The sequence below is a fragment of the Pseudomonas caricapapayae genome (assembly GCF_001400735.1).
Lineage (GTDB): Bacteria > Pseudomonadota > Gammaproteobacteria > Pseudomonadales > Pseudomonadaceae > Aquipseudomonas > Aquipseudomonas caricapapayae.
The window spans coordinates 44,770-71,259 of sequence record NZ_LJPW01000120.1; the positions used below are offsets into that span (position 1 = coordinate 44,770).

At 59.4% G+C, this 26,490-nt stretch carries 28 protein-coding genes and 1 tRNA gene; 8 read left to right on the forward strand and 21 right to left on the reverse strand.

Annotation, left to right across the window (positions count from 1 at the left end):
• Window positions 1-84 precede the first annotated feature (84 nt).
• The 8 genes from ychF to ALO80_RS16665 all read right to left on the reverse strand — a co-directional run bounded on the left by ychF (window position 85) and on the right by ALO80_RS16665 (window position 6,992).
• A complete protein-coding gene (gene ychF / locus ALO80_RS16630; protein WP_055009786.1) occupies window positions 85-1,185 on the reverse strand; it encodes a redox-regulated ATPase YchF in 1,101 nt (366 codons plus the stop codon).
• A gap of 21 nt (window positions 1,186-1,206) precedes the next feature.
• Window positions 1,207-1,791: an aminoacyl-tRNA hydrolase gene (gene pth, locus ALO80_RS16635; RefSeq protein ID WP_003317127.1), complete on the reverse strand. Its 585-nt coding sequence runs from the start codon at window positions 1,789-1,791 to the stop codon at window positions 1,207-1,209.
• Window positions 1,792-1,956: 165 nt separating this feature from the next.
• A complete protein-coding gene (locus ALO80_RS16640) occupies window positions 1,957-2,568 on the reverse strand; it encodes a 50S ribosomal protein L25/general stress protein Ctc (protein ID WP_054985763.1) in 612 nt (203 codons plus the stop codon).
• 124 nt (window positions 2,569-2,692) lie between these two features.
• On the reverse strand, window positions 2,693-3,634 hold the full coding sequence (locus ALO80_RS16645) for a ribose-phosphate pyrophosphokinase (protein WP_002552145.1): 942 nt from the start codon (window positions 3,632-3,634) through the stop codon (window positions 2,693-2,695).
• A 45-nt stretch (window positions 3,635-3,679) separates the two neighbouring features.
• Window positions 3,680-3,754, reverse strand: a tRNA-Gln gene (locus ALO80_RS16650).
• A gap of 37 nt (window positions 3,755-3,791) precedes the next feature.
• Window positions 3,792-4,640, reverse strand: coding sequence for a 4-(cytidine 5'-diphospho)-2-C-methyl-D-erythritol kinase (gene ispE, locus ALO80_RS16655; protein ID WP_055009818.1), 849 nt, complete (start codon window positions 4,638-4,640; stop codon window positions 3,792-3,794).
• A 2-nt stretch (window positions 4,641-4,642) separates the two neighbouring features.
• Window positions 4,643-5,260, reverse strand: a complete 618-nt coding sequence (gene lolB / locus ALO80_RS16660; RefSeq protein WP_055009787.1) for a lipoprotein insertase outer membrane protein LolB — start codon at window positions 5,258-5,260, stop codon at window positions 4,643-4,645.
• Window positions 5,261-5,264: 4 nt separating this feature from the next.
• Complete coding sequence (locus ALO80_RS16665; protein ID WP_055009788.1) at window positions 5,265-6,992, reverse strand: tetratricopeptide repeat protein; 1,728 nt, start codon at window positions 6,990-6,992, stop codon at window positions 5,265-5,267.
• Window positions 6,993-7,218: 226 nt separating this feature from the next.
• Here ALO80_RS16665 and hemA point away from each other — a divergent pair, with 226 nt between their 5' ends.
• From hemA to ALO80_RS16695, 6 genes are all read left to right on the forward strand, one after another.
• Window positions 7,219-8,496 (forward strand): glutamyl-tRNA reductase, encoded by a 1,278-nt coding sequence (gene hemA, locus ALO80_RS16670; protein ID WP_054985760.1) that lies wholly within the window; start codon window positions 7,219-7,221, stop codon window positions 8,494-8,496.
• On the forward strand, window positions 8,493-9,575 hold the full coding sequence (gene prfA / locus ALO80_RS16675; RefSeq protein WP_055009789.1) for a peptide chain release factor 1: 1,083 nt from the start codon (window positions 8,493-8,495) through the stop codon (window positions 9,573-9,575). The genes hemA and prfA overlap by 4 nt, the downstream gene beginning before the upstream one ends.
• Window positions 9,576-10,409 carry a peptide chain release factor N(5)-glutamine methyltransferase gene (prmC, locus tag ALO80_RS16680; RefSeq protein WP_055009790.1) on the forward strand — a complete coding sequence of 278 codons (834 nt, stop codon included), beginning with the start codon at window positions 9,576-9,578 and terminating at the stop codon, window positions 10,407-10,409.
• Window positions 10,403-11,173, forward strand: coding sequence for a molybdopterin-synthase adenylyltransferase MoeB (locus ALO80_RS16685; protein ID WP_162491684.1), 771 nt, complete (start codon window positions 10,403-10,405; stop codon window positions 11,171-11,173). Before prmC ends, ALO80_RS16685 begins: the two co-directional genes overlap by 7 nt.
• Window positions 11,166-11,981: a glutamate racemase gene (murI, locus tag ALO80_RS16690; RefSeq protein ID WP_055009792.1), complete on the forward strand. Its 816-nt coding sequence runs from the start codon at window positions 11,166-11,168 to the stop codon at window positions 11,979-11,981. Before ALO80_RS16685 ends, murI begins: the two co-directional genes overlap by 8 nt.
• A gap of 118 nt (window positions 11,982-12,099) precedes the next feature.
• Window positions 12,100-12,618, forward strand: coding sequence for an acyloxyacyl hydrolase (locus ALO80_RS16695; protein WP_002552154.1), 519 nt, complete (start codon window positions 12,100-12,102; stop codon window positions 12,616-12,618).
• A gap of 162 nt (window positions 12,619-12,780) precedes the next feature.
• Here ALO80_RS16695 and ALO80_RS29710 read toward each other — a convergent pair whose 3' ends face one another.
• From ALO80_RS29710 to ALO80_RS16755, 12 genes are all read right to left on the reverse strand, one after another.
• On the reverse strand, window positions 12,781-13,137 hold the full coding sequence (locus ALO80_RS29710) for a YkgJ family cysteine cluster protein (protein ID WP_061447424.1): 357 nt from the start codon (window positions 13,135-13,137) through the stop codon (window positions 12,781-12,783).
• Complete coding sequence (locus ALO80_RS16705; protein WP_055009793.1) at window positions 13,092-13,601, reverse strand: DUF2878 domain-containing protein; 510 nt, start codon at window positions 13,599-13,601, stop codon at window positions 13,092-13,094. The genes ALO80_RS29710 and ALO80_RS16705 overlap by 46 nt, the downstream gene beginning before the upstream one ends.
• Window positions 13,594-14,862 (reverse strand): SAM-dependent methyltransferase, encoded by a 1,269-nt coding sequence (locus ALO80_RS16710; RefSeq protein ID WP_055009794.1) that lies wholly within the window; start codon window positions 14,860-14,862, stop codon window positions 13,594-13,596. Before ALO80_RS16710 ends, ALO80_RS16705 begins: the two co-directional genes overlap by 8 nt.
• Entirely contained in the window at window positions 14,849-15,649 is an 801-nt protein-coding gene (locus ALO80_RS16715) for a DUF1365 domain-containing protein (protein ID WP_055009795.1), read from the reverse strand. Before ALO80_RS16715 ends, ALO80_RS16710 begins: the two co-directional genes overlap by 14 nt.
• Window positions 15,646-16,893, reverse strand: a complete 1,248-nt coding sequence (locus ALO80_RS16720; protein WP_055009796.1) for an NAD(P)/FAD-dependent oxidoreductase — start codon at window positions 16,891-16,893, stop codon at window positions 15,646-15,648. The genes ALO80_RS16715 and ALO80_RS16720 overlap by 4 nt, the downstream gene beginning before the upstream one ends.
• Window positions 16,890-17,678 carry an SDR family NAD(P)-dependent oxidoreductase gene (locus ALO80_RS16725; RefSeq protein WP_054985751.1) on the reverse strand — a complete coding sequence of 263 codons (789 nt, stop codon included), beginning with the start codon at window positions 17,676-17,678 and terminating at the stop codon, window positions 16,890-16,892. The genes ALO80_RS16720 and ALO80_RS16725 overlap by 4 nt, the downstream gene beginning before the upstream one ends.
• Window positions 17,675-18,097, reverse strand: coding sequence for a nuclear transport factor 2 family protein (locus tag ALO80_RS16730; RefSeq protein WP_055009797.1), 423 nt, complete (start codon window positions 18,095-18,097; stop codon window positions 17,675-17,677). Before ALO80_RS16730 ends, ALO80_RS16725 begins: the two co-directional genes overlap by 4 nt.
• Entirely contained in the window at window positions 18,090-19,538 is a 1,449-nt protein-coding gene (gene phrB / locus ALO80_RS16735; RefSeq protein WP_055009798.1) for a deoxyribodipyrimidine photo-lyase, read from the reverse strand. The genes ALO80_RS16730 and phrB overlap by 8 nt, the downstream gene beginning before the upstream one ends.
• A 9-nt stretch (window positions 19,539-19,547) precedes the next feature.
• On the reverse strand, window positions 19,548-20,450 hold the full coding sequence (locus tag ALO80_RS16740; protein ID WP_055009799.1) for a MerR family transcriptional regulator: 903 nt from the start codon (window positions 20,448-20,450) through the stop codon (window positions 19,548-19,550).
• Between the two features lie 3 nt (window positions 20,451-20,453).
• Complete coding sequence (locus tag ALO80_RS16745) at window positions 20,454-21,416, reverse strand: YbgA family protein (RefSeq protein WP_055009800.1); 963 nt, start codon at window positions 21,414-21,416, stop codon at window positions 20,454-20,456.
• A 164-nt stretch (window positions 21,417-21,580) separates the two neighbouring features.
• Window positions 21,581-21,796, reverse strand: a complete 216-nt coding sequence (locus tag ALO80_RS16750) for a TIGR02450 family Trp-rich protein (RefSeq protein WP_055009801.1) — start codon at window positions 21,794-21,796, stop codon at window positions 21,581-21,583.
• A complete protein-coding gene (locus ALO80_RS16755; protein ID WP_055009802.1) occupies window positions 21,793-22,779 on the reverse strand; it encodes an NAD(P)/FAD-dependent oxidoreductase in 987 nt (328 codons plus the stop codon). Before ALO80_RS16755 ends, ALO80_RS16750 begins: the two co-directional genes overlap by 4 nt.
• A 289-nt stretch (window positions 22,780-23,068) precedes the next feature.
• Here ALO80_RS16755 and ALO80_RS16760 point away from each other — a divergent pair, with 289 nt between their 5' ends.
• Together ALO80_RS16760 and hemH are read left to right on the forward strand one after the other, a co-directional pair.
• Window positions 23,069-23,971, forward strand: coding sequence for a TIGR01777 family oxidoreductase (locus ALO80_RS16760; protein ID WP_055009803.1), 903 nt, complete (start codon window positions 23,069-23,071; stop codon window positions 23,969-23,971).
• A gap of 22 nt (window positions 23,972-23,993) precedes the next feature.
• Window positions 23,994-25,016 carry a ferrochelatase gene (gene hemH / locus ALO80_RS16765; RefSeq protein WP_055009804.1) on the forward strand — a complete coding sequence of 341 codons (1,023 nt, stop codon included), beginning with the start codon at window positions 23,994-23,996 and terminating at the stop codon, window positions 25,014-25,016.
• Window positions 25,017-25,211: 195 nt separating this feature from the next.
• Here the strand turns inward: hemH and ALO80_RS16770 are convergent, their stop codons facing one another.
• Window positions 25,212-26,489, reverse strand: a complete 1,278-nt coding sequence (locus tag ALO80_RS16770) for a uracil-xanthine permease family protein (RefSeq protein ID WP_055005673.1) — start codon at window positions 26,487-26,489, stop codon at window positions 25,212-25,214.
• Window position 26,490: the final 1 nt, after the last annotated feature.

The window sequence follows — 26,490 nt, forward strand, 5'->3', positions numbered from 1 at the left end:
AAAAACGCGAAAGCCCCGGATAATGGGGCTTTCGCGGCAGCGTGAAAGGGCTTTTGCCGAGCACCCTATGGGCTTTCGTGATGCTTACACATTAAACCTGAAATGCATCACATCACCGTCCTTGACGATGTATTCCTTGCCTTCCAGACGCCATTTACCCGCTTCCTTGGCGCCGCCTTCACCCTTGAACTGAATAAAGTCGTCATACGCCACCACTTCGGCGCGAATGAAGCCTTTTTCGAAGTCGGTGTGGATAACGCCAGCGGCCTGTGGTGCGGTGGCACCGACGCGGACGGTCCAGGCGCGAACTTCTTCGACGCCAGCGGTGAAGTAGGTCTGCAGGTGAAGCATTTCGTAGCCGGCGCGAATTACACGGTTCAGGCCCGGCTCTTCAAGGCCCAGGGCTTCAAGGAACATGTCTTTCTCTTCGCCGTCATCCAGCTCTGCGATTTCAGCTTCGATCTTGTTGCAGACCGGCACCAGCATTGCGCCTTCTTCTTCGGCGATGGCGCGGACTACGTCCAGAAGCGGGTTGTTCTCGAAGCCGTCTTCGGCGACGTTGGCGATGTACATGACCGGCTTGGTGGTCAGCAGGTGGAAGCCGCGAATGATGGCTTTCTCATCATTGCTCATGCTCTTCATGAGGCTGCGTGCCGGCTTGCCTTCGCTGAAGTGCGCGATCAGCTGTTCCAGCAGGGCTTTCTGGACCACTGCGTCCTTGTCGCCGCCCTTGGCATTGCGCGTGACCTTTTGCAGTTGTTTTTCGCAGCTGTCGAGGTCGGCGAAGATCAGTTCCAGGTCGATGATTTCGATGTCGCGCTTGGGGTCGACGCTGTTGGAGACGTGAATCACGTTTTCGTCTTCAAAGCAGCGCACCACGTGGGCAATGGCGTCGGTCTCGCGGATGTTGGCGAGAAACTTGTTGCCCAGGCCTTCACCTTTCGAGGCACCTGCCACGAGGCCGGCGATGTCGACGAACTCCATGGTAGTCGGCAGGATGCGTTTCGGGTTGACGATGGCAGCCAGAGCCGCCAGGCGCGGATCGGGCATCGGCACGATACCGCTGTTCGGTTCGATGGTGCAGAAGGGGAAGTTCTCGGCCGCGATACCAGATTTGGTCAGGGCGTTGAACAGGGTGGACTTGCCGACGTTAGGCAGGCCGACGATGCCGCAATTGAATCCCATGGTGTTTCCCCTCGAGTGATGTCAGGCCTTCTGGCTGTGCAGGTTTTTCATCGCCCGGTTCCATTCACCGGCGAAGATATCCGGCAGCACGCCGAGGGCAAAGTCGATACTGGCGTCCAGTTTTTCCTGTTCGGCGCGTGGCGCTCGACCCAGGACAAAGCCGGATACCTTGCTGGCATCGCCCGGGTGGCCTATGCCAAGCCGCAAGCGATGAAAAGTGTTCTGATTGCCGAGCTGCGCGATGATGTCGCGCAGGCCGTTATGACCGCCATGACCGCCGCCCACTTTGAGTTTGGCAACGCCCGGAGGCAGGTCCAGTTCGTCATGCGCCACCAGAATCGATTCGACCGGAATACGATAGAAACCGGCGAGTGCCGCTACGGCCTGGCCGCTGCGGTTCATGTAGGTGGTGGGGATCAGCAGACGAACATCCTGACCCTGATGCGTAAAGCGTCCGGTCAGGCCAAAGAATTTGCGCTCGGGAACGAGGTTGACTCGTTGCGCCGCAGCAATACGCTCGACAAAAAAAGCCCCTGCGTTATGCCGGGTCTGTTCGTATTCGGCGCCTGGATTTCCCAGGCCCACGATCAGTTGTATGGCGGTCACGACAGGGGCTCTTCCTTTGGAGTTGAGGGTTGAACCGCTGACGACAGCGGCAATGTGGGCGAAAACTGCTCATTTACCATGATGTAAACTCAGCGATCTCGCCCGCTTTGCCTGCTATCGCTCGCGATGTTTCCTGAGCAACTCCGACGTTACCAAGTAAATGAATTACTCGGCAGCGCCTTCTTCACCTTCTTCTGCTTCGTCTTTGACGATGCGCGGTGCGTGGACGTTGGCGATTGCCAGGTCAGTACCGTGTGCCAAGGCAACGAACTCAACGCCTTTAGGTGCTTTCAGCTCGGACAGGTGAACGTTGTCGCCCACTTCCAGCGCGCCCAGATCAACTTCGATGAACTCAGGCAGGTCTTTAGGCAGGCAGGTCACTTCCAGTTCAGTGGTAGTGTGCGAGATCTCGCCGCCTTTCTTGACCGGAGCTTCTTCGTTCAGGAAGTGGATCGGCACGATTGCGGTCAGTTTCTGGCCGGCAATAACGCGCACGAAGTCAGCGTGCATCACGTGGCCTTTGGCCGGGTGACGTTGCAGCGCCTTGATGATGACATTTTGCTTCTTGCCGCCAACGTTCAGCTCGATGATGTGGCTGTAGGCCGCATCGTTTTCGAGCAGCTTGGCAACTTCCTTGGCCAGCATGCTGATGGACTCGGGGGCTTTGTCGCCACCGTAGACTACAGCTGGAACCAGGCTAGCGAGACGACGCAGGCGGCGGCTCGCACCTTTCCCCAGGTCGGAACGCTGTTCTGCATTCAGGGTAAATTCGTTCATGTTGTATCTCCAAATTAACCACATCCGCCGTTGCGTTTGCGACCAGCGCTCGGGCGGTATGGGCAAAAAAGCCCCGCCCTGACCGGATGTCAGGGCGGGGCGCTTTTCGTCTGCGTGATGTCAGTTAACGGAACATCGCGCTGATCGATTCTTCATTGCTGATGCGGCGGACCGCTTCGGCGACTACCGGCGCAATATCCAGTTGGCGGATACGGCTGCAGGCTTGTGCTGCTGCGGACAACGGGATGGTGTTGGTCACCACCAGTTCGTCCAGCACGGAATTTTCAATGTTTTCGATCGCCCGACCCGACAGCACAGGGTGTGTGCAGTAGGCAAAGACCTTGGCTGCGCCATGCTCTTTCAGGGCCTTGGCCGCGTGGCACAGAGTGCCGGCGGTGTCGACCATGTCGTCGACCAGAATGCAGGTACGCCCTTCGACATCACCGATGATGTGCATCACTTCGGAGTGATTGGCTTTCTCACGGCGTTTGTCGATGATCCCGAGATCGACACCCAGGGATTTGGCAACAGCACGTGCACGCACGACGCCGCCGATATCCGGGGAAACGATCATCAGGTTTTCAAAGCGCTGGTCTTCGATGTCATCCACCAGAACGGGGGAGCCGTAGATGTTATCTACCGGAATATCGAAGAAGCCCTGAATCTGGTCAGCATGAAGATCAACCGTGAGCACACGATCGATCCCCACCACGGTAAGCATGTCAGCAACGACTTTCGCGCTGATTGCAACACGTGCGGAACGCGGACGGCGATCCTGGCGGGCATAACCAAAGTAGGGAATCACAGCAGTGATTCGGGACGCTGAGGAGCGACGGAAGGCATCAGCCATCACGACGAGTTCCATCAGGTTGTCATTTGTCGGTGCGCAGGTCGGCTGAATGATAAAGACGTCTTTACCGCGGACGTTTTCATTAATCTCAGTGCTGATTTCACCGTCGGAGAATTTTCCGACAGAAACATCACCCAGTGGGATATGCAGCTGACGTACTACACGCCGAGCGAGATCGGGGTTGGCATTCCCCGTAAAGACCATCATCTTGGACACGCGCAGTACCTAGAGGCTGAGGGTAACCTGGATGAGTATGGAAAATGGCAGGGGCGGCTGGATTCGAACCAACGCATGGCAGGATCAAAACCTGCTGCCTTACCGCTTGGCGACGCCCCTGTATTGAATCAATCGAGTGCCTGGCACTCAATTCCTGCTACAGAATTTGCAGCTTGCGATGCAACATCGAAATGTTACTTCCTTTCGCTACGAACCCCGTAAGGGTCTCTGTAAGAAGGGCCGAGACTTTATCAGCTTCAGCTTTGTTTGGGAAGGCCCCAAACACACAACTTCCAGTTCCGGTTAATTTTGCTTCGGTAAAATTACCTAGCAAATTCAAAGCGTTACGTACTTCTGGGTAACGCCTCTCTACAACCGCCTTACAGTCATTTCGACTGTTTCCCTTGGGAACGGGGCGCACTTTAATGGGCGGCGTGTCGCGTGTCAACAACGGATCTGAAAAAATTTCTGCTGTACTTACAGCGACTTGCGGAACGAGCACCAAATACCACGGTTCTTCCGGGTCTACCGGGGTAAGAATTTCTCCGACGCCCTCAGCAAATGCGGCGTGTCCGCGTACAAAAACCGGTACATCGGCACCCAGCGTCAGGCCCAGTGCCGCCAGACGATCCTCATCCCAGCCGAGCTGCCACAAGTGGTTCAAAGCCAGCAGCGTGGTAGCGGCATCCGAGCTGCCGCCACCGATGCCGCCGCCCATGGGCAGACGTTTTTCCAGCCAGATGTCCATGCCCAGTGTGCAACCGGACTGTTTTTGCAGCGCGCGGGCGGCTTTGACGATCAGGTTGCTGTCGTGCGGGACGCCAGGGACTTCGGTCTGCAGACGAATCTCGCCGTCCTCGCGGACGCTAAACCCCAGCTCGTCGCCGTAATCGAGAAACTGAAACAGGGTTTGCAGTTCGTGATAGCCGTCAGGGCGGCGTCCCAGAATGTGCAGCATCAGGTTGAGTTTCGCCGGGGCGGGCAAAACCAGTTGTGGCGTACCCATGATCATTGCCCCAGCTTGCGAGGCTGCCAGTCCTTGATGACCAGCGTGACATCGAGGTCCTGGCCATGCAGCTTGACGCGTTCCGGCAGCCAGTAGCCGTTTTGTTCGACGTAGCTGAGGTACTCCACTTGCCAGCCATCCTGTTCAAGGCTGGCCAGGCGGCTGTCGCCATCAAGTGTCACGCTGCTTTTGCTGTCCGGTGCCGGCAAGCCACGCACCCACCATACCAGGTGAGAAACCGGCAGTTTCCAGCCCAGTTGATCCTGCAGAAGCGATTCCGGAGTGGTGGCTTCGTAGCGACCCTGATTGGCGACTTCCAGCACAACTGCGCCGGGGCGTCCGGTCAGTCGGGCGGCACCGCGGCCGAGCGGGCCGGACAGGCGGATGTCGTAGTAATCCTGGCGCTGCAGCCAGAACAGGGTGCCGCTGCCGGAGTCTTTCGGTGCGCGAATGCCTACCTTGCCGTTGATCTGCCAGCCATCGAGGCTGCTCAGTTGCTGTTTGTGTTCGCGCCATTGCGCGGGATCACCCTTGCCTTGTACGGCTTCGCGGGAGGTGAGGCCGGCGCAGCCGGCGAGCAGGGCGATGAAGCTGAATACGATTAGGTGGCGCAAAAACATAACGTCAAAGGGTCTCTGATCCGGTCAAGCGTCGCAGTGTGCTGCGCAGGACGGTACTGTCGGGTTGTTGTTCGAGGGCTTTGGCCCACACTTTTCTGGCTTCGCGCTGTTCGCCCTTGGCCCAGAGTACTTCGCCCAGGTGCGCTGCCACTTCGTGATCAGGGAAGCGTTCAAGGGCCTGGCGCAGGTAGCGCTCGGCCTCATCCAGGTTACCCAGGCGATAGTTGACCCAGCCAAGGCTGTCGAGAACCGCCGGATCGTCGGGGCTGATCTGGTGAGCTTTCTCGATCAACTGGCGGGCTTCGGCGTAACGCGTGGTGCGATCTGAAAGGGTATAGCCCAGTGCGTTCAGCGCCATGGCGTTTTCAGGCTCGCGCTTGATGATGCTGCGCAGGTCTTTTTCCATCTGCGCCAGATCATTGCGTTTTTCCGCCAGCATGGCGCGGGTATAGAGCAGGTTGGCGTCATCCGGGTATTGCTTGAGCGCCTGATTCAACACCTGCCAGCCGCGATCCAGTTGGTCGTTGCTGGTCAGGACCTCGGCTTCGATCAGGTAAAGCTGGATGGCGTAGTCGGGTTCTTCGGCGCGCGCCTCAGACAGGCGTTTGGCAGCTTCCGCACCGTTGCCATTGCTGACCAGAATATCGGCCTGGCGCAATTGAGCGGCAAGGAAGTCCGGGCCCGGACCGACCTGAGCGTATTCGTTGAGCGCGCTTTGCGGGTCCTCGCGCTCTTCGTGGATGCGGCCCAGATTCAAATGCGCAGAGTCGACGTGTGCGCCACGGGCGATCAGTTCTTCCAGGTAGCCAGCCGCTTCGTCCCAGGCCTTGGCTTCAAGGCACACCAGGGCCAGCGAGAAACGCAGCTCGTCGTCATCCGGATACTGCTGCAAAAGAGCGGAAAACTGCACCTTGGCGTCTTCCATGCGGTTTTGCTCAACAAGCATGCGCGCATACGTCAGGCGCAGGCGTTTGTCGTCCGGGTACTTCTTGATGCTTTTTTCCAGCAGGGGCACCGCTTCCTTGCCTCGGTTCATGCTTTGCAGCAGGCGGGCGTGCAGCAGGATAGGGGCGATTTCGCCGTCTTTCGGCGGGTTGTCTTCCAGCAGCTTCAACGACTGTTCGGCGTCACCATTCTGCTGAAGCAACAGCGCCTTGCCGAAAATCAGCTGGCTGTTGTTCGGGTATTTGCCCAGCAATCGGTCAAAGCTCTTGAGCAGGCCGTTACGGGTGTCAGGATCGGTTTCGGCAGCGGACAGGGCCAGAAAGTCGAAGTGCGTGTCCCCCTGACCTTGCAGGACTCTCTCCATATACACCAGAGAGTCGTCGTAGCGTCCGGCGCGCGCCAACTGAATGGCTGCGGCTCGTTGGGCTTCAAGATTGCCCGGCGCGTTCCTCGCCCAGATCAGGGCAGTGTCCAGCGCAGACTGATCGGCGCCCATGTACTCGGCGATCTGGTAGGCGCGTTCTGAGACTCCCGGGTCCTGGGTCTTGATCGCCTGGGTCACGTAGTTGTCCAGGGCGATATCGAAGCGGTTGCGCTGGCCGGCCAGCTCCGCGCTCAACAGGCTGACCAGGGTGTCCTGAGTGAACGAGCCGTAGACCTGCGGCTTGGCTTCAGGCGCGGGAGGGGCGTCTTTCTGAGCGGGCACGGGCTGTGACGAGACGGGGGCCACGGACTGGCAGCCGCCCAGAAAGGCAAGAGCAAGGAACAACGCGGAGGATCTATTCATATATAAGAAGGGCGGCTTACCTGCGGTGGGAGCATCATGACACAAGGCTGTCGGCAAAACCCACAGCCGTCGGAAAAACTGATGCAATGCGTGTGTTTGCAGTGTCGCGGGCCTGAAAACGCAGTCTGCGACGAGCGATTGTAGTGGGACAATAATATGTGGTGGTTGTTCTGAGCTTATTGAAGTAGGACAATTACCGGCTTCACGTCACCACCTGCGACCCTGAATGGCCTTCCTTGCACTCGGTATCAACCATAAGACCGCCTCGGTCGACGTTCGCGAGCGTGTGGCATTTACCCCGGAACAACTGGTCGAGGCGTTGCAGCAGCTCTGCCACCTGACCGAAAGTCGTGAAGCTGCGATTCTTTCGACCTGCAACCGTAGCGAGCTGTATATCGAGCACGAGCATCTCGGTGCGGACAGCATTCTCGCCTGGCTCGCCGATTATCATCACCTCAGCCTGGAAGAACTGCGCGCCAGTGCTTACGTGCACGAGGATGATGCCGCCGTACGGCACATGATGCGCGTCGCCTCCGGGCTCGATTCGCTGGTGCTCGGCGAGCCGCAGATTCTCGGCCAGATGAAGTCCGCCTACGCCGTTGCCCGCGAAGCCGGTACGGTCGGGCCGTTGCTGGGTCGCCTGTTTCAGGCCACGTTCAGCGCCGCCAAGCAGGTGCGCACCGATACTGCAATCGGCGAAAACCCGGTGTCTGTGGCGTTTGCCGCAGTCAGTCTGGCCAAACAGATTTTCAGCGATCTGCAACGCAGTCAGGCTTTGTTGATCGGTGCAGGCGAGACCATTACTCTGGTCGCCCGGCATCTGCATGACCTGGGCGTCAAACGTATCGTGGTTGCCAACCGCACGCTCGAGCGCGCCAGCATGCTCGCCGCCGAGTTCGGTGCGCACGCGGTGCTGCTGTCGGATATTCCGGCCGAACTGGTCAATAGCGATATCGTGATCAGCTCCACCGCCAGCCAGTTGCCGATTCTGGGCAAGGGGGCTGTGGAAAGCGCGCTGAAACTTCGCAAGCACAAGCCGATCTTCATGGTCGATATCGCCGTACCGCGAGATATCGAGCCTGAAGTCGGCGAACTGGACGACGTTTACCTCTATAGCGTTGATGACCTGCATGAAGTAGTGGCAGAGAATCTGAAGAGTCGTCAGGGTGCTGCGCTGGCTGCCGAGCAACTGGTCAGCGTGGGGGCCGAAGACTTCATGTCGCGGCTGCGCGAACTGGCGGCGGTGGATGTATTGCGCGCCTATCGTCAGCAAAGCGAACGGCTGCGTGACGAAGAGCTGAGCAAGGCGCAACGTATGCTGGCCAACGGCAGCAATGCCGAGGATGTACTGATCCAGCTGGCGCGTGGTCTGACCAACAAATTGCTGCACGCACCCAGCGTACAGCTCAAGAAGCTGTCTGCCGAAGGTCGCGTCGATGCGCTGGCCATGGCCCAGGAACTTTTTGCCCTCGGTGAGGGCTCGACGGATAAAACCCCGCAATGAAAGCTTCACTGCTCAATAAGCTGGATGTCCTCAGCGACCGATTCGAGGAACTGACCGCGCTGCTTGGCGACGCCGAGGTCATCAGCGATCAGACACGCTTTCGCGCCTATTCCCGTGAATATGCCGAAGTGGAGCCGGTCGTTGCGCTTTATCAACAGTTGATCAGGGTGCAGGGCGATCTGGAGGGCGCGCAGGCGCTGCTCAAGGACAGCGACCCGGACATGCGCGAAATGGCCGTCGAGGAAGTTCGCGAGACCCGGCAGCAACTGGTTGAGCTTGAAGCGCAATTGCAGCGCATGCTGCTGCCCAAGGACCCGAACGACGGCCGTAACGTGTTCCTGGAAATCCGCGCCGGCACGGGCGGCGATGAGGCTGCGATTTTCTCCGGCGACCTGTTTCGCATGTATTCGCGTTACGCCGAGCGGCGTGGCTGGCGGGTCGAAATCCTGTCCGAAAATGAAGGCGAGCATGGCGGCTACAAGGAAGTCATTGCGCGTGTCGAAGGTGACAGCGTCTACGGCAAGCTGAAATTCGAGTCCGGCGCGCACCGTGTGCAGCGCGTGCCCGAGACCGAGTCGCAGGGCCGCATCCACACGTCTGCCTGTACGGTTGCGGTGTTGCCGGAGCCCGATGAGCAACAGGCGATCGAGATCAACCCGGCCGACCTGCGTGTCGACACCTACCGCTCTTCGGGCGCCGGTGGTCAGCACGTCAACAAAACCGACTCGGCAATCCGCATCACGCATTTGCCATCGGGTATCGTCGTCGAATGTCAGGAAGAGCGCTCACAGCACAAGAACAGGGCCCGGGCAATGTCCTGGCTGTCTGCCAAACTGAATGATCAACAGACCAGCGCGGCGGCCAATGCCATCGCCAGCGAGCGCAAGCTGCTCGTGGGGTCGGGTGATCGTTCCGAGCGTATCCGTACGTATAATTTCCCTCAAGGGCGAGTGACGGATCACCGCGTGAACCTGACTTTGTATTCGCTGGATGAAGTTCTGGCGGGCGGAGTCGATGCAGTGATAGAGCCGCTACTCGCTGAATATCAGGCTGATCAACTTGCGGCACTGGGTGAGTAAATGACCATCATCGCAAGTTTGTTAAGAAGCGCCGAGCTTCCCGATTCCCCGACCGCACGGCTCGACATCGAGCTGCTGCTTGCGGCAGCGCTGGGCAAGCCGCGCAGCTTTCTGCACACCTGGCCCGAGCGCATTGTCAGCACCGAGGCCGCCCTGGCATTTGCAGATTACCTGCAGCGCCGACGCACTGGCGAGCCAGTGGCCTATATTCTCGGCCAGCAAGGTTTCTGGAAGCTTGATCTGGAGGTTGCGCCGCACACTCTGATCCCGCGTCCCGAGACCGAGATGCTGGTGGAAGCGGCACTGGAGCTGGTGCCTGCCTTCGCACCTGCCAGGGTTCTGGATCTGGGCACCGGCACCGGGGCGATTGCCCTGGCGCTGGCCCACGAACGTCAGCAATGGCAAGTCACGGCGGTTGACCGTGTGCCAGAGGCCGTTGCGCTGGCCGAACGCAATCGGCAGCGCCTGCAACTGGACAACGCCGAAGTGCTCGACAGCCACTGGTTCAGCGCCCTGGCAGGGCGTCAGTTCGATCTGATCATCAGCAATCCGCCGTACATTGCCGATGCCGATCCGCATCTGTCGGCCGGTGACGTGCGCTTCGAGCCGAGCAGCGCACTGGTGGCCGGTTCCGACGGTCTGGATGACTTGCGCCAGATTATCGAACAAGCGCCTGCCCACCTTAATCCGGACGGCTGGTTGCTGCTGGAACATGGTTACGATCAAGGCGCGGCGGTGCGTGAGCTGCTGACTCGTCAGGGCTTCGAACGTATCCAGACCCGCCGCGACCTGGGCGAGCACGAGCGGATCACGTTCGGGTGCAAGCCGTGCTGAGTGATCAGGAACTGCTGCGCTATAGCCGGCAGATTCTGTTGCAACAGGTCGATATCGAGGGGCAGTTGAGGCTGAAACAAGGCCGTGTGCTTATCGTCGGCGTCGGCGGTCTCGGCTCTCCTGTGGCCCTGTACCTGGCCGCCGCCGGTGTCGGGGAGCTGCATCTGGCGGATTTCGATCACGTCGATCTGACCAACCTGCAGCGCCAGATTATCCATGACACGCAGAGCGTCGGGCTGGCCAAGGTGGACTCGGCGGTGACCCGGCTCAAGGCGATCAACCCCGCCATTACCCTGGTTGCCCATCGTGCTGCACTGGATACCGACTCATTGGGTGCGGCCGTGCAGGCTGTCGATCTGGTGCTGGACTGTTCGGATAATTTCGCCACCCGTGAAGCGGTCAATGCTGCCTGTGTCGCTGCGCGCAAGCCGTTGGTCAGCGGTGCTGCAATCCGGCTGGAGGGGCAGTTATCGGTGTTCGATCCACGCCGTGCAGACAGCCCTTGTTACCATTGTCTGTACGGTCACGGCAGCGAAGCGGAACTGACCTGCAGCGAGGCCGGTGTCATCGGGCCGCTGGTCGGCCTGGTCGGCAGCCTGCAGGCGCTGGAAGCCTTGAAGCTGCTGGCCGGTTTTGGCGAGCCGATGGTTGGCCGGCTGTTATTGGTCGATGCCTTGAGCACTCGGTTCCGCGAGCTGAAAGTCAAACGCGACCCGGCCTGCAGCGTCTGCGGTAAGGCCAGCGGGCAGGGCGAGCATGCCTGACATTCATATGAGCTACGGCAGCGATGCGCCGGTCGGAATCTTCGATTCCGGGGTTGGAGGGCTGTCGGTACTCAATGAGATCCGTCAGCTGTTGCCCAGCGAGTCTCTGCTGTATCTGGCGGACTGCGGGCATATTCCCTACGGCGAAAAGACCCCTGAGTTCATCGTCGACCGTTGCCTGACGATTGCCGGCTTCTTTCGCGAGCAGGGTGCCAAGGCCCTGGTCGTCGCTTGCAACACTGCCACGGCTGCGGGCGTGGCGCATATACGGCAACGCTACCCGGACTGGCCGATTGTGGGCATGGAACCCGCCGTCAAACCGGCTGCCGAAGCCACGCGCAGCGGCGTCGTCGGTGTGCTGGCGACCACCGGGACGCTGCAGAGCGCCAGGTTTGCTGCCTTGCTTGACCGCTTTGCCAGTGATGTCAGGGTCGTGACGCAGCCGTGCCCCGGTCTGGTCGAGCTGATCGAAACCGGCGATCTGTTCAGCCCGCAGATCCGTCAATTGCTACAGCGTTACCTCGAACCGTTGCTGGTTGCACGCTGTGACACGATCATTCTGGGCTGCACTCACTATCCCTTTCTCAAGCCATTGCTGCGGGAAATGCTCCCCGAATCAGTCACGCTGATCGACACGGGTGCCGCCGTAGCGCGTCAGTTGCAGCGTCTTTTGTCGCGTTCCAGCCTTCTTGCCAATGGCGTTGCGCGAGACACTGTGTATTGGTCTAGTGACATTCCGGACAATTTCAGAAAAATCCTACCTTTTTTGTCGCAAAACCCTGGCAATGTGAGAAGCTTCCGTTTGTAAAAAAAACGTGAAAAAAGGTGCTTTTCGGGTGAACTAACCTCACCTCGCAGGCTTCTATAAAAGCGGCTGATGAACTCCAACACTTTTCGTACACTTTAATATATTTAGGACGTTTCTCATGAAGAGACTCTTTTGCCTGGCCGTGATTGCGGCCGCTCTGGCAGGGCAAGCTTCAATCGCGCAGGCCGACGGTGTTGAGTTTTCGGTGGGGCAGACCGGCGAGTCGACCATGACTTATCGCCTGGGCGTGCAGTTCGATTGGGATAAAACCTGGCTGCAAAGCGACATCGGCCGTCTGACTGGCTACTGGGATGGCGCTTACACCTACTGGGATGGCAAGGACTACAAGGATAACCACAGCCTGTCGTTCTCCCCGGTTCTGGTCTACGAATTCGGCAACGGCAACGTCAAGCCCTACGTAGAAGCCGGTATCGGCGTCTCGGTGTTCTCGAACACACAGGTCGAAGACCGCAAGTTCGGGTCTGCTTTCAACTTCGAAGACCGTATCGGCTTTGGTCTGCGTTTCGCGGGCGGGCATGAAGTCGGTATTCGCGCGACTCACTACTCCAACGCCGGCATCAAAGAGCCGAACGACGGTATAGAGAGCTACGCATTGCATTACAAGATGCCGTTTTGATACATCAAGTTGGCTATTGTGCCAATGCCCTGCATTGGCACGCTGTTCCTGATGCGCCTCGTTGAAAACCTGTGCTGCCACGCATGCCCAGGACGCGGAGCGTTCGGAACTGCATTCCCACGCGGAGCGTGGGGAAGATAGTCATGAGTCAGGCAACACTGATCAGAGATAAGCCGTCGCAATCCCTTTGCGTTCGTTCAGGCAGTCTTCCGCACCGGCTTCGAATTCACGACAGATCAACGGTCGTTTTTCGTAGATCGTGCACATCATGGTGTTGCGATCCAGTGCGGCGCACCAGCCGTCATCCAGACGCAGCATGACCTCGCCACCCCACTCGTCGGTATCAATGTAGCGCTCAGGCACGCCCGTGTCGGTGATGAGCATCACTTCTAGTTGGCAACAGCAGGCTGCGCAGGTGGAGCAGGTGACTTCCGTTTCGCTGTGAATCTCTGCGACCGGAATGAGTGTGGCGTTCAGAGCGTTTCTCCCGAGTGTCTGGCTGCCCGGGTTGCCAGCCATTGAAGCAGGGGAAATACACCTGCCCAGACCACCCCCAGCAGCACCATGCCTGGCCACACTCCGAGGGGGAGGTGAACCTGAGTCAGTTGCGAGCCGGCATAGTACGACATCGGGCCGCCAATAGCCCCCAGCACGGCTGCACGCCATAGCGGCTTTGCGGTCCACGCCAGGCAATGATTGAGCGTAGTGCCCAGCACTGCCCACAGTAGCGCCAGCCACAGAGGCAGCAGGTAGCCGTCGCTGCCAAAGTCAAAAACGCCGAGGGTCATCAAGGCGCTGTCCAGCACAATGCCGATCAACGTGACCGTCAGAATCAGCCGACCTTCTGCGGCCCATGAGCTGATCCACAGGAAATGCACGGCCAGCCCGGCAACGGCAATCAGCAGCCAATAACTGTTGCCGCCCAGTACGCAGGCGAACCAGCCGATCTGGAACAGCACTGCGTTGGCGATCGATTTAAGCATTGAAGCGCCCAAGCAACGGTTCGCGCAGGGCATCGGGTTTGGCGAGCAATAACTGGGCGGTACCGATGGTCCGCTCCAGAAAGCCGCCTTCGCAGTAGCACAGGTAGAACTCCCACAGCCGCAGGAAATGGTCGTCATAATCCAGTTCGGCGAGTTTGCCGTGGGCCTGTTTGAAGTTGTCGTGCCACACGCGCAGCGTGCGCGCGTAATGCAGGCCGAAATCTTCCATGTGCAGGAGGTTCATGTCGGTATCGCTGCCGACGATGTCGAGCATTTTCGCCACTGACGGTAGAGCGCCGCCAGGGAAAATGTAACGCTGGATGAAATCCACATTGCGTTTGGCCTGGGCATAACGCTGCTCGCGGATGGTGATCGCCTGCAGCAGCATCATCCCGTTGCTTTTGAGCAGGTTCGCGCATTGCTTGAAGTAAGTCGGCAGAAAACGATGGCCCACCGCTTCGATCATCTCGATGGACACCAGCTTGTCGTACTCACCGGTCAGGTCCCGGTAGTCGGTCAGCAACAGCGTGACGCGATCCTGCAGGCCCAGCTCGATCAGGCGCTGCTCGGTGTAGGCGAACTGTTCTCTGGACAGCGTGGTGGTGGTCACCCGGCAGCCGTAGTGCTGCGCCGCATAAATAGCCATGCTGCCCCAGCCGGTGCCGATTTCCAGCAGGTGATCGTCAGGTTTCAGGGCCAGCTTCTGGCAGATGCGCTCCAGCTTGTTCAACTGTGCCTGTTCCAGCGTGTCGTCCTCGCTGAGAAACTGTGCGGCGGAGTACATCATCGTCGGGTCGAGAAACTGCTCGAACAGTGTGTTGCCAAGGTCGTAGTGGGCAGCGATGTTTTTCTGCGAGCCTTCGCGTGTATTGCGATTCAGCCAGTGCAGGGCGTGAATCAACGGGCGGGTCAGGCGAGCCATGCCGCCTTCCATTGCATCCAGCACATCCAGATTGCTGACAAATACCCGCACCACCGCGGTAAGGTCAGGCGTGGTCCAGTAGCCGTGGATAAACGCCTCGCCAGCGCCGATGGAGCCGTTGCTGGCAACCATGCCCCAAGCGGCGGAATCCAGAATATGAATCTCTGCATGAATCAGCGCACCGGCCTTGCCAAACACATGGCGCTCGCCGCCGTCGATAACCACCAACTGGCCATTGCGCAGACCCGCGAGCTGTCGCAGTACGCCGCGGCGCAGGATATTGGCCGTCAGACCATTGGTGCCCAGATTGGCAGAAAAACTGCTGCTACTGCTTTTCATGGCGTGAGTCCTTGGTTTGCGCGGCGGCAGCACGGTACTCGCCGTCGGCGGCCTGATGAGAAAAAATGGGTATGCGTTTGAGCAGCAGGCGCACCGCCTGCCAGTAAATCGCCAGACAGGTTTTAGCGGTCATCCACGGATAAGCCATCAGGTAACGATGCAGCGTCTGGCGGCTGAGGTTCTGGCGGGTCAGATTGAGGGTTGCGTCGAACATTTTCAGTTCGCCTTGCCAGTCAGCCATGTGTACACCGATCCGCTCGGCGGGCTGGCTGAAGCTCATACGGTATTCAAGGTCACGTGGCAGGAACGGCGACACGTGAAAGGCCTTGGCCACCGCAAAATACTGATGTCCCTCACCCGTGGCAGGCAGCACATAACTGTAGCGCTCGCCCCAGGGCGTATTGGTGACTTCACACAGAATGCCGGCCAGGGTGCCGTCTGCCTCATGGCAGTAGAAAAAACTCACCGGGTTGAACGACAAACCCCAACTGCGTGCCTGGGTCAGCAGGCAGACACGCCCCGATGGCGTACGGCCCAATGCTTTGCCAACCCGTTCGCGGACCGCCTCTATCAGCGTCATTCCTTGCCCGGTCAGCTCTGGCAGGTAGTCACGCTCGCGAAACGAGAAGGGCGCAAAACGTCTTTTGCCTGCCAGCGGAGAGAGCCCCAGCACGTGCTCCTGCTCATCCAGATCCAGATAGAGCAAGCCTATTCGATAGGTGAACGCATGGGCGCGCGGCGAAAATCGCCGGTGGCTGATCCAGCCGCTGTAGAGCGCGCTGTTCACAGGGTTTCACCAAAGGCCTGAGCCACGCGCAAGCCGCTGACGACGCCGTCTTCGTGGAAACCGTTGGCCCAGTAGGCGCCGCAGTACCAGGTGTGATCGACGCCGTTGATTTCCTCCCAGCGTGCCTGTGCGGCGATCGCATCAAGGCTGTATTGCGGATGCGCGTAACGGTAGCGACCGAGGATTTTTTCCGGGTCGATGGCGGCGGTCTGATTGAGGCTGACACAGAACGTTGTGTCGCTCTCGATCCCTTGCAGGATGTTCATGTCATAAGTAACGGCTGCCGACTGCTGTTCACTGCCGCCCAGACGGTAGTTCCAGCTTGCCCAGGCCAGTTTGCGCTGGGGCAGCAGTCGCGTATCGGTGTGCAGCACCACATCGTTCTCGGCATAGCGCAGGGCCCCGAGAATCGAGCGCTCGGCACTGGATGGCTCGGCCAGCAGCGCCAAGGCCTGGTCGCTGTGGCAGGCAAACACCACCTTGTCGAAGCGTTCGGTGCCCAGCCTGCTGTGCAGCGTTACGCCGTCGCTGTCGCGTTCCACCCGCGTGACGGGGCAGGACAGGCGAATCCGCTCCCGGAACGAAGCCGTCAACGGTTCGACATAACTTCTCGAGCCACCCTCGATGACGCACCATTGCGGCCGATGAGTGACCGAGAGCAGGCCGTGATTCTTGAAAAAGCGCACAAAGAACTGCAACGGAAAGCCGAGCATGTCCGCCAGTGACATCGACCAGATCGCCGCGCCCATAGGCACGATGTAATGGTCGATGAAACGCTGGCCATAGCCGCCGCTCTTCAGGTACTCGCCCAGCGTCGTGTCTGCCGCGATGCGCTGGTTTTCCAGATCATCGACCGACTGACGATTGAAACGCAGGATATCGCGCAGCATGCCCCAGAACCTGGGTGACAGCAGATTGCTGCGCTGGGCGAACAGGCTGTTGAGGTTGTTGCCGTTATATTCCACGCCAGTGCGCGGATCATGCACCGAAAAGCTCATTTCGGCCGGCTTGAAGCCGACACCCAACTGACTGAGCAGGCGAATGAAGTTGGGGTAGGTCCAGTCGTTAAAGACAATGAAACCGGTGTCAATGGCATAGGTTCGGCCTTCGACCTGCACGTCGACCGTATGGGTATGCCCGCCGATCCAGTCGGAGGACTCGAAAACGGTCACCTCATGCGCGCGGTCAAGCAGGTAAGCGCTGGTCAGGCCGGCAATCCCGCTGCCGATGACGGCGATTTTCATTGCGCATCCTTATTCGACGACTCGGTCCGCGCCATGCGTTTGCCGAGTGCAAGCCTGGCGCGTGCCGGAAGCAGGGCCAGTAAGCTCATGCTGAATATGAACAACGCCGGAAAGGCGATATCCAGCGGACGTTTGTTGCGCCCCAGTTTGCTGGCGATGTGTTTGGCTGCCTTTTCGACAGGCCAGCGCATCGGCATCGGGAAATCATTTTTTTGTGTCAGCGGTGTGTCGACGAACCCGGGGCTGACCACTGTGACGTCGATGTTTTCGCTGGCCAGGTCCAGACGCAGCGCTTCGAGCAGATAACGCAGGCCGGCCTTCGACGCGCCGTAGGCTTCTGCGCGCGGCAAAGCCAGGTAGGTCACCGCACTGGCCACGCCGACCAGATGCGGCTGATGCCCTTTGCGTAACAGCGGTAGCGCGTGCTCGATGCAGTAACTGCTGGCCAGCAGGTTGGTGCGCACCACGCGTTCGACCATGGCCGCTTCAAACTGCCGGGCATCGATATATTCGCACGTGCCCGCGTTGAAGATGGCGGTGTCCAGGGCTCCCCATTGCCGGGCGATATCGTCGGCAATCGCTTTCACTTGCTCGGGGTCGGTGATATCACCGGTCACCAGCAGCACCTGCGTGGGATAAACGTTCGCCAGGTCCTGCAATGGCTCAAGCGTACGGGCGGTCAGCGCCAGCCGGTGTCCGGCGTTGAGCAGCTCTTTTGCCAGCGCCAGACCAATGCCGCTGCTTGCTCCGGTCAACCAGATGCGTCGTGCAACAGGAGTGCTCATCCCAACCTCTTCTTCAGCCAATGGATGACTCGACCCATGATGGGCAGATGTTCGTAGAGCAATGCACCGGCGTCGAAGTAGTCCCGGTGTCGATAAACCTTGTCGTGCCATTTCAGGTGCGAACAGCCTTCGACCCTGATTGTTTTGCCTGCGGCCAGGCGCGGATGCGAATAACTCATGGTCCAGACCAGATAGCCCTCACCGGGGCGCACTTCATCGAAGGCATGGAAATCGAACTGCAGATCCTGGACGTTGGCGTACAACTCGGCGAAATAGCGCCGCATGGCCGCGAGGCCGTGGATGTCGTGCATCGGGTCGCTGAACGACACGTCATCGCTGTACAGTTCGGCGACCCGATCAAGGTTGTCCTTGTTCAGCGCGGCAAAACCTTCGGCGAAGCGATGCAGGAAATCAGCCATGTTCGACTCCCGCAGCGGGCTGGCGAGCCGGAAGCGCCTTGAACGCTGCCAGGGCACGCGCTCGGCTCTTGCTCAGATCGACGATGGGTTTCGGGAAGTCGGCAGCGCCAAACAGGTCGCCGATCAAGGCGGGGTCATGAATCTGCTTTTTATTGAGATCGGCCAGTTCCGGCAACCAGCGCTTGATGAACACGCCCTCGGGGTCGAACCGCTCCGACTGAGACAACGGATTGAAAATACGGAAGTAGGGTGCCGAGTCGGTGCCCGTGGACGAACTCCACTGCCACCCGCCATTGTTGGCCGCCAGATCGCCGTCGATCAGGTGGCGCATGAAGAAGCGCTCGCCCTCGCGCCAGTCGATCAGCAGGTTTTTGGTGAGGAACATCGCAACGACCATCCTTAGCCGATTGTGCATCCATCCGGTTTCCAGCAACTGGCGCATCGCTGCGTCAATGATCGGCAGGCCGGTACGCGCCTCTTGCCACGCCAGCAGTTCTTCGGGGGCATCGCGCCACTTCAATGCCTCGGTTTCCGGGCGAAAGGCACGATGACGCGATACACGAGGGTAGCCTACCAGGGTGTGTTTATAGAACTCTCGCCACAATAGTTCGTTGATCCAGGTCACCGTGCCGACGTCACCACTTTCGAACTCCCCTTGATTACTGGCCAGCGCTGCGTGCAGACACTGGCGCGGTGAAATCACCCCTGCCGCCAGATAGGCCGACAACTGGCTGGTGCCGGGTTTGGCCGGGAAATCGCGCTCAGTCTTGTAATAGCTGATCTGCTCGTCGGCGAAGGCGTCCATGCGCCGCCTGGCTTCTGCCTCGCCTGCCGGCCACAGGTTGCGTAACGCTTGCGACGGCGTGGCAAAACCCTTGACCTGGTCAGGGATCGAATCGCTCTTGATCGACAGGGGTTGCTGCGCCTGCGGTGCACGCACCGGGTGCGGCATGGCCTCATGCAGACGGCTGTAGCAGACTTTCTTGAACTGGGTGAACACCTGAAAATAGTTGCCGGTCTTGGTCAGGATACTGCCGGGCTTGAATAACAGTTGATCAAGGTAACTGTTGAAGTGCACACCGGCTTTTTCCATAGCCTTCTGCACGCCCTGATCGCGAAGGGTTTCGTTGATGCCGTATTCCTGATTGAGGTGCAGGCCATCGACCTTGAACTGTGTGCACAGTTTTGCCAGCACTTCGGGTGCCTGATCCCAGGTGTCCGCCTCGCGGATCAGCAGTGGCACGTTGAATGTGGCCAGCGCCTTTTCCAGCTCGACCAGATTGCGCAGCCAGAAGTCCACCTTGCAGTCGGCATCGTCATGGCTGCGCCACTGCGCAGGACTGAGCAGGTAGACCGCCAGCGTCGGACCGCGCTCCATGGCAGCGGTCAGGGCAGTATTGTCATGAACGCGCAGGTCGCTACGCAGCCAGATCAGTTGCATGAGAAGTCCTTAGATAAGTCCGAGCTTGCCCAGCTCGATCTGAGCGCTGAGTGCGTCGTGGGCAAGGGTCAATCCAGCTATCTCGTTTGCCTGTACGAGCAGCTCGGCGTTATGGATCTGCACCGTTGGTCCGCCCAGCACGACAGGGCAGGTGATATTGGCCAGCAAGCGGGGTAACTGGGCTACGTTCAGCGCTTTGCTGGAGTAGAGCAATATGCCGCGTGGCTTCAGGTATTCCGCGGCAAGCGCCAGCTCACCCACAGGCAGCGGCCAGTCGAACACCTCGACCGGGCAGTCGGCGCTGCTCACCAGCCAGGCCGCGAGCCACAGGTGCGGTTCCAGCGGCAGATCCGACTGATTGACCAGCAGCAACGGGCTGCCACTGAGCTGACGGTTGTTGTGGTAAATCCGTGCGCCAAACTTGCTGCGCAGCCATGAATAGAAAAACGTACGCTCCAGTTGCGCGCCGAACTTGCCTTGCCAGCGCTGCTCCAGTTCGGCCAGCAGCGGCAGCAGAAGCTGTTCACACAGTGTGCGCGGCGGGTACAGCGACATCGCCTGATTGAACACGTCATCGACACGGCGTTCGGCCAGCTCGCCGATTGCCACCAGCAGGGTCTGGCGCAGCGCGTCCCAGTCGTTGGTCGGGGGCAGGGCGTCCTGGCGGCTATCGTCGATCAAGCCCTTGACCTGGCTGACGGACACGCCGCGGTTGAGCCAGGTGAGGATCTTCATGACGCGCTGCACATGCTCGTCCGAATACAGCCGATGGCCCTTGGCGGTGCGGTGCGGGACGATCAGTCCGTAACGGCGTTCCCAGGCACGCAAGGTAACGGCGTTGACGCCTGTCTGCCTTGCGACCTCGCGGATAGGCAGCCAGTCGCCCGGCACCTCTGTGTCTGTTTCATTCATGAGTCAAATCGCATTACGCAGGCTGAGGTTTTCCGGATGGGGCTGCATGTATACCTGCAGCGCCACATACGGATCCGGATGTTGGCGAAAGTGATGTTTGAGCAGGGTCAGCGGTACGATCAAGGGCACGATGCCCTGGTGGTACTGGCTGATCACTTCCTGGATTTCCTGTTTGTCCTCGGCACCGATGGTCTGTTTCAAATAACCGCACAGGTGCTGCAGGACGTTGGTATGAGTACGGCGAGTCGCACACTTTTTCAGTGCAGCCATGAGCTCGCTGAAATACAGCGGTGCGATTTCATTGGGATCGGTGCGGCCCATGCTGCCAAGCATTTTGCCCAGTGCCTTGTATTGCACCGGGTCGTTGGCCATCAGCTGGTATTTGTAACGAGAGTGGAATTCGGTCAGCGCGCGCCGGGTGACGCCTTCTTTCAGCAACTGTTGCCAGGCGGCATAGGCAAATACGCGGGTGACGAAATTTTCCCGCAGAACGGCGTCGTTCAGCCGACCGTCTTCCTCGACCGGAAGGTTGGGGTGACGTTCGCAAAACGCCTGAGCGTAGATTCCGCGACCGCCGCCATCTACCGGGGCACCGTTCTCGCGGTAGACCTTGACCCGCTCCAGGCCACAGGACGGGGATTTCTGCATGAAAATGTAACCACAGATATCACCCAGCTCTTCGGCCATCTGTACGCCGTAATCCGCCAGAGCCTCGGTGACGTCCAGCTCGCGATTGACTGTGCCCAGCGCCTTGGGGTTTTCTGCATCGCCCACCAGCCTGATCGGCTCACGCGGGATGCCCATGCCGATAGCAACTTCAGGGCACGCCTGAACAAAGTCGAAGTACTTGCTCAGTGCTTGGGTACACAGATGAGACTCCTTGTGGCCGCCATTGAAACGAACCTCGGCGCCCATCAGGCACGCACTGATGCCAAGCTTGGGTTTTTCGGTTGCGGACGTTGGCATCAGTCACCTCTACAGAAGACTTGTACAGATAGATCATGCTGTACAACTTGTCTTCATCATAGGGGCGTAGCTGTACAAGTCAAATTCTTTGTAGAGGATTTTGCACGTCTGTCAGCCACTGATTCATGTGACTGTGGTGGCGCACCGCAAGAATCAGAAACCGGTTACTTCCAGCCCATTCGCCACGTATCCGCCTGTTGCAGCGCCTGCCACGGCAGTCGCTGGCTGCGTTGGGTCAGCACGGCTTGCAACTCGACTTCCAGTACGGTGCCTTCTTCGTCCTTGAACAGTTCGGTCACGAGAAAGTGTTTTTCCCGGTTCAGCGGGGTGGCTGCTGTCCATTTTGACAGCAGCAGCTTACGGGGATTGATCTGATTCATCGCAGGTGCTCGAGCAGTCGGCGCGCTGCTTCCTGGCCACTCAGCCATGCGCCTTCCACCCGCCCTGACAGGCACCAGTCGCCGCACACATAAATACCCAGATCGGCATCCGACAGTGCGCCCCATTCATGAGAGCCGGCAGGCCGTGCATACAGCCAGCGGTGCGCAAGGCTGAACACGGGCGCGGGCATGGCACAATCGATCAGCTCTGCGAACGCGCCGTGCAAGTGTTCGATAACCTGCTCTCTGGAGGCGTCGAGGTTTTGCCTGCTCCACTGGCTGGTGGCGTGCAGAACCCAGGTATCGAGCGTGTCGTTGCGCTCGGGTTTGCTGCGGTTGCGGGCCAGCCAGTCAAGCGGGCTGTCCTGCACGAAGCAACCTTGCATGGGCGTTTGCAGCGGGGTTTCGAAAGCCAGGGCCACTGCCCAGGTCGGGTCCATCATCACGCCTGCCACCACGCTTGCCAGTTTCGGCGCAGCAGCCAGCAGGGCTGTAGCCTGCGGGGCAGGGGTGGCGATGATCACATGGCTGAAAGGGCCGTGGCTGCCGCCTTCGGCATCGAGCAGGTTCCAGTGCTGCTCGCCGCGAAACACCTCGGTGATCCGGCAGGAGAACGACACCGGCAGGTCGCCACGCATGGCTCGTGTGATGGCGCTCATGCCGGGCTTGCCCACCCAGCGCACTTGCTCATCCGGTGACGGGCTGAGCCTGCCGCCGTGAAAGTTGTAGAGCAATGGCGTCCACTCGGCGACATGCCCTTGGGCCTGCCATTGCTTCACGGCGGTGGCGAAGCGTCGGTCGCGAGCGGTGAAATATTGCGCGCCCATGTCCAGCGAACCTGCATCGCTGCGCTTGCTGGACATCCGACCGCCGCTGCCACGGCTCTTGTCGAAAAGGTGCACCTGATGCCCGGCGGATGTAAGCGCCTGAGCGGCTGAAAGTCCGGCGATACCGGTACCGATGATTGCGATAGGGACAGTCATAGGGGCCTCGTTACCTTGTCTGTACAGACTACGCCGTAGTTAAAACCTGTACAATCTTCTTGTTTGGTATAACTTGCAGTGGTTTTGGAATTTGCCTGTTGAGTCACATTGCAACTTGCAGGGTCGAACGGTTCAGCCATCAGGGCAAGGGCCGCCGGGCTGCGCTCCATTCAACTGTGGCCTAAGGTTCAGCTGACAGTTTCGTTTTCCGGATAAGCGTCGCGGAAAGCGCCACTGGTAAAAAATAAGACTACTCAATTGTCACGTACGCCACGCGAGGTTATCTGCCATGCACATATTGCTGACCGGTGGTACTGGTTTGATAGGACGAGCGCTCTGCCGGTTCTGGTCTGCTCAAGGTCATGAACTGACGGTATGGAGCCGAACGCCCGCCGACGTTGCCGAGCTGTGCGGCCCTTCGGTGCGTGGTATCGCCAGCCTTGACGAGCTAGGTGCGCAGGCGGTGGACGCCATCGTCAATCTGGCCGGTGCGCCTATCGCGGATCGTCCCTGGACCCGCAAGCGTCGCCTGCTCTTGTGGGAGAGCCGCATCGGCCTGACCGAGCAACTGCTGACCTGGCTGGGCACCCGTTCACAACGACCTGCGCTGATGATTTCCGGCTCTGCGGTGGGGTGGTACGGCGACAGTGGCGAGCGCGAAATAGATGAAACCTCACTGCCTGCCAAAGAGGATTTTGCCAGCCAGCTGTGCAACGCCTGGGAAGAAACCGCGCAACGTGCCGAGTCGCTGGGCGTGCGTGTAGTGCTGATCCGTACAGGGCTGGTGCTGTCGGACCGCGCGGGTTTCCTGCAGCGCTTGTTGCCGCCTTTCAAATTCGGCATGGGCGGGCCTATCGGTAACGGCAGGCAGTGGATGCCCTGGGTTCACATCGAGGATCAAATCGCTGCGATTGATTTTCTGTTGAATCTGAATGAAGCAAAGGGTCCCTATAATGTTTGTGCGCCATCGCCGGTGCGCAATCGTCAGTTTGCCAAGGCGCTGGCAGGTATGCTGCATCGACCCGCGTTCATGCCTATGCCTGCACTGGCCCTGAAAGTATTGCTGGGTGAGCTTTCGGTATTGCTGCTCGGCGGCCAGCGTGCGCGGCCGGAGCGTTTGCAGGAAGCTGGTTTCATATTCAAGTACACCGAACTCGACACTGCCCTGCAGGATTTGCTGGGTCGCCACTGAACGCTTTGAAATAGGATGTTGCATGACCGATCACGCTTTGTTGCTGGTCAATCTGGGTTCGCCTGCTTCTACTCAAGTGGCAGACGTGCGCAGCTACCTGAACCAGTTTCTGATGGATCCCTATGTGATCGACTTGCCGTGGCCGGTGCGCAGGCTGCTGGTCTCGCTGATTCTGATCAAGCGGCCAGAGCAGTCCGCGCATGCCTATGCGTCCATCTGGTGGGATGAGGGTTCACCGCTGGTGGTGCTGAGCAAGCGCCTGCAGCAGGCGATGAAAAACGAGTGGTCGCACGGCCCCGTCGAACTGGCGATGCGCTATGGCGAGCCGTCCATTGAGACCGTATTGACGCGACTGTCAGAACAGGGTTTCAAGAAAGTCACCCTGGCACCGCTGTATCCGCAATTTGCCGACAGCACGGTAACCACCGTCATTGAAGAGGCCAAGCGCGTGGTGCGCGCCAAATCGTTGAAGATGCAATTCTCCGTTTTGCAGCCGTTCTACGATCAGCCCGAGTACCTGAGCGCGTTGGTGGAAAGCGTCCGCCCGCATCTGGAGCAACCTTACGACCATTTGTTGCTGAGTTTCCACGGCTTGCCGGAGCGGCATCTGCACAAGCTGGACCCCACCGGCAAACACTGCCTCAAGGACGACTGCTGCATGACAGCGCCCGCCGAAGTGCTTGCCACTTGCTATCGCGCCCAGTGCCTGCAATCGGCTGCTGCGTTCGCCAAGCGCATGGGCATACCCGAGGGTAAATGGTCGGTGTCGTTTCAGTCCCGACTGGGGCGTGCCAAATGGATCGAGCCCTATACCGAGGCGCATCTGGACGAACTGGCGGCGGAAGGTGTGAAGAAGCTGCTGGTCATGTGTCCGGCGTTCGTGGCTGATTGCATTGAAACGCTGGAAGAGATCGGCGACCGCGGTGCCGAACAATTCAAGGAAGCGGGGGGCGAGGAACTGATATTGGTGCCTTGCCTGAACGACGATCCCAACTGGGCGAAAGAGCTGAGCAGACTGTGCGAGCGTGCGCCGTTGATGCTGTGATGCGTTGAACCGCGGAGCATGGCACGAGAGTGTTCTTCCAGACGCTTATCGTTGCTCACGCTCCAGCGTGGGAATGCCCTGGGTGACGCTCCGCGTCGCAAATCTGCGCCGCACCGCACATTCAGGATCGGACGCAGAGCGTCCAGAACTGCATGCCAACGCGGAGCATTGGCACGATAGTCAAGAAGTGAAGCGTCAAGGCAACTGATCATCCAGCTGCTTGTTCTTCCAGGTGTCGTTGCCCGGCAGGATCAGGTTCAGAATGATCGCCGTAATGGCGCACAGGGCTATGCCCTTCAGGCCAAAATCGTTCGGGCCGTTGCCGGTGCCGATCAGTACACCCCCGATCCCGAACACCAGCGTTACCGAGACGATCACCAGGTTGCGCGCTTCGGCCAGGTCGATCTTGTGGCGGATCAGTGTATTCATGCCCACCGCTGCAATCGAGCCGAACAGCAGGCACAGAATGCCGCCCATCACCGGTACCGGAATGCTCTGCAGCAGCGCACCGAACTTGCCAATGAATGCCAGCGTGATGGCGAAGAACGATGCCCAGATCATGATCTGCGGGTTGTAGTTCTTGGTCAGCATGACGGCACCGGTCACTTCGGCGTAGGTGGTATTGGGCGGACCGCCGAACAGGCCTGCGGCAGTCGTAGCGATGCCATCGCCGAACAGTGTGCGATGCAGGCCCGGTTTTTTCAGATAATCGCGCCCGGTCACGCTGCCGACCGCAATAACGCCGCCGATATGCTCGATGGCCGGGGCCAGGGCGACCGGAACAATAAACAGAATCGCCTGCCAGTTGAACTCCGGCGCGGTGAAGTGCGGCAAAGCCAGCCAGGCAGCGTCAGCGATCTTTTTGGTATCGACCACACCAAAGTAGAACGACAGCGCGAACCCCACCAGCACACCGGAGATGATCGGCACCAGACGGAAGATCCCTTTGCCGAACACCGCCACGATCAGCGTTGTCAGCAATGCCGGCATCGAGATCAGCATGGCGGTCTGATAGGGAATCAGCTGCACACCATCGCCGGTTTTGCCCATCGCCATGTTGGCCGCAATCGGGGCCATGGCCAGGCCGATGGAAATGATCACAGGCCCGATCACCACTGGCGGCAGCAGGCGGTCGATGAAGCCGGTGCCTTTGATTTTCACCGCCAGACCGAGAAAGGTGTAGACGAAGCCCGCCGCCATGACACCGCCCATGGTCGCGGCCAGGCCGAACTGGCCCTTGGCGAGGATGATCGGGGTGATGAAGGCAAAGCTCGATGCCAGAAATACCGGCACCTGACGCCCGGTAACGATCTGGAACAACAGCGTGCCCAGGCCTGCCGTGAACAGCGCCACGTTTGGATCGAGCCCAGTGATCAGCGGCATCAGTACCAGCGCGCCAAAGGCGACAAACAGCATCTGCGCGCCGGAAAGAATCGTGCGCCACAGTGGATCGTTGAACTCCTGCTGCGTCATC